This window comes from Micrococcus sp. HMSC31B01, from assembly GCF_001816085.1.
GTDB classification, from domain to species: Bacteria; Actinomycetota; Actinomycetes; order Actinomycetales; family Micrococcaceae; genus Micrococcus; species Micrococcus luteus.
Genome location: NZ_KV824847.1, coordinates 1 through 912 on the forward strand (window position 1 = coordinate 1; position 912 = coordinate 912).

The window sequence follows — 912 nt, forward strand, 5'->3', positions numbered from 1 at the left end:
CCCAGGCGCGGGGCACGCTCCCTGTGGGCGGCCGTGACGGCGTCGCGGTCCGGGGTGCCGCGGACCCAGCCGAGGCGGCGCGTGTAGATCCGCACCGCGAGCCAGGCCCCGCCGAGCGCGAGGGCCAGCAGGAACGCCACGTGCACCACGGTGAGCCAGGCCGGCTCGACCATCCCGTAGGAGAGCACGCGGCCGAGCTGGGCGGCATGCCACTGCGGGGAGAGCCAGCCGATCCAGCGCAGCCACACCGGCAGCGCCTCGAGCGGGTAGAAGGTGGCGGAGAACAGGAACAGGGGCATGACCACGAGCCGCTGCAGGGTGGCGAACTGGCCCTTGTCCTCCTTCAGGGAGGCCGCGAACGCCATGATCGGCGCGCCGACGGCGAGCCCGCCGAGCGTGGCGGTGAGGACCTGCACCCACGCCCACGGGCTCGAGACCACGCCGAACGCCAGCATCACCAGCAGGAACACGGCCGCCTGGAACACGAACCGCAGGCTCACCGCCACGAGGTGGCCCAGGGCGATCTGCGCCGGAGACAGCGGAGTGGCCTGCGCCGCGTAGTACGTGCGCTGCCACTGGAACCCGCCCATCACCGGGTAGGAGAACTCGACGGACGCGGTCATCAGCGCACCCGAGGCCAGCAGCGCCGGGGCGATGAACGCGACGTAGGAGACCCCGCCCAGGGCGTCCTGCGGCATCCCGCCGCCCATGAGCTGGGCCAGGCCCAGGCCCATGGCCAGCAGGTAGAGCACGGGCTCGCCGAGCGCCCCGACGAGCAGCACCGCGCCGTAGCGACGCATGTTCCGCAGCTGGTGTTCGGCGTAGAGCAGGACGCCGCGGCGCCTCACGCGCTCCGCGGACGCCGCCGCGGTGACCGGCGGGCGCAGCGGCTCGGCGGGCGTGGCGGACGGA

Annotated in this window: 1 protein-coding gene; it reads right to left on the minus strand. The window is 74.0% G+C overall.

What is annotated here, in order from left to right; translation table 11 throughout:
- Positions 1–912, minus strand: a 912-nt coding sequence (locus HMPREF3105_RS00645; protein WP_246830293.1) for an ABC transporter permease, incomplete at both ends; no start/stop codon positions are given.